General features: G+C 25.3%; 2 protein-coding genes. Both read left to right on the plus strand.

Annotation, left to right across the window (positions count from 1 at the left end; all coding sequences use genetic code 11):
* The first annotated feature begins 263 nt into the window (after positions 1 to 263).
* Positions 264 to 944, plus strand: coding sequence for a cobalt ECF transporter S component CbiM (gene cbiM, locus BGI41_RS08095; RefSeq protein ID WP_088540190.1), 681 nt, complete (start codon positions 264 to 266; stop codon positions 942 to 944).
* Positions 945 to 1244: an energy-coupling factor ABC transporter substrate-binding protein gene (locus BGI41_RS08100; RefSeq protein WP_088540191.1), complete on the plus strand. Its 300-nt coding sequence runs from the start codon at positions 945 to 947 to the stop codon at positions 1242 to 1244.
* The last annotated feature ends 221 nt before the right edge of the window (positions 1245 to 1465 follow it).

The raw sequence follows: 1465 nt of genomic DNA on the forward strand, positions 1-1465 counted from the left end.
ATTAAATATTATCGTCAAATTATGTTTTTTGTTTATTTTTTTTAAATTAAAATATAATTATTTTAAATTATACTTAAATTTTATATACTTATTTCAATAAATAACCTATATAACACAATTTTTATTTAATTATATTAAATGTAACTTTTTTATATTTTATGAAAATATTTATATATTCAATTTTATATACTATTAACATCAATTACACTTAATTTTATATTAAGTTTACTTGATTTTAATAAAAACTAAGGAGAGATTTAATAATGCATATTATGGAGGGATTTCTTCCACCTTTATGGTGTCTTGTATGGTATATTATTATGATACCTATTGTTGGTTATGGAATCTATCAAATTAAAAAAATTACAGAGGAGTATCCAGAAACAAAAGCACTACTTGCAGTATCAGGTGCATTTATGTTTGTTTTATCTTCATTAAAAATGCCTTCTGTAACTGGAAGTTGTTCACATCCATGTGGTAATGGTTTAGGTGTAGCTTTATTTGGACCTGCTATTACTGGTGTACTTGCAACTATTGTATTAATTTTCCAAGCTTTACTTTTAGCTCATGGTGGAATTACTACTTTAGGAGCAAATTGTGTATCTATGGGTATTGTTGGACCATTTGTAGGTTGGTTGATTTATAAAGCTTGTCTTAAAGGTAATGTTAATACAAAAGTTGCAATATTTTTAACTGCATTTATGGCAGATATTATGACATACTTCGTAACTTCTGTTCAACTTGCTCTTGCTTTCCCTGTACCTAATTTTGGAACAGCATTTGCTAAATTCTTTATAATATTTATGCCTACTCAAATACCATTAGGTATAGCTGAAGGTTTACTTACTGTAATTATCTGGAATGGTTTACTTGCATATAAACCTGAACTTTTAGAAAAATTACATATTATTAATCCAAAAGATATTCCAAGTGGTGATGACTAAATGAAACATGAAAATTTAATTTTATTAATTTTAGTTATTATTCTTTTAGTTGCTCCATTTGTAATGTACAGTGGTTTAGGTGAAGATCAAGGATTCTTTGGAGGAGCTGATGATCAAGGTTCTGATGCTGTAAGTGAAATTGGTTATCACCCTTGGTTCGAATCACTTTGGGAACCTCCTTCTGGAGAAGTTGAAAGTTTACTCTTTGCAGTACAAGCAGCTATTGGTGCAATAATCATTGGTTATGCATTTGGTTACTGGAAAGGTATTGCTTCCACTAAAAAACAAGAAAAAGATTAAGTTAATGAAATTAATTTTATTTCTTTTTCTTTTTTTAAAAATAGATTATCTAATAAATATTGTTTTTTTAAATGAGTTTATTAAAACATATTTTTAGCTATTTTTATTTTTAAAAAGAGTTTATTGGTAAATATTTTAAAATAGTTGTTAAAATTAAATTAAAAGTTAAATATTTTTAATTTTAAAAATTCTTTGATAATAATTTTTTAGAACTTTATTAT

The sequence above is a fragment of the Methanobrevibacter sp. 87.7 genome (assembly GCF_002208625.1).
In the GTDB taxonomy this organism is placed as follows: domain Archaea; phylum Methanobacteriota; class Methanobacteria; order Methanobacteriales; family Methanobacteriaceae; genus Methanarmilla.

What these genes read in the sequence shown, in the direction of transcription:
- BGI41_RS08100 (WP_088540191.1), top strand. Translation starts at nt 945, where the DNA reads ATGAAACATGAAAATTTAATTTTATTAATTTTAGTTATTATTCTTTTA.
- cbiM (WP_088540190.1), top strand. Translation starts at nt 264, where the DNA reads ATGCATATTATGGAGGGATTTCTTCCACCTTTATGGTGTCTTGTATGG.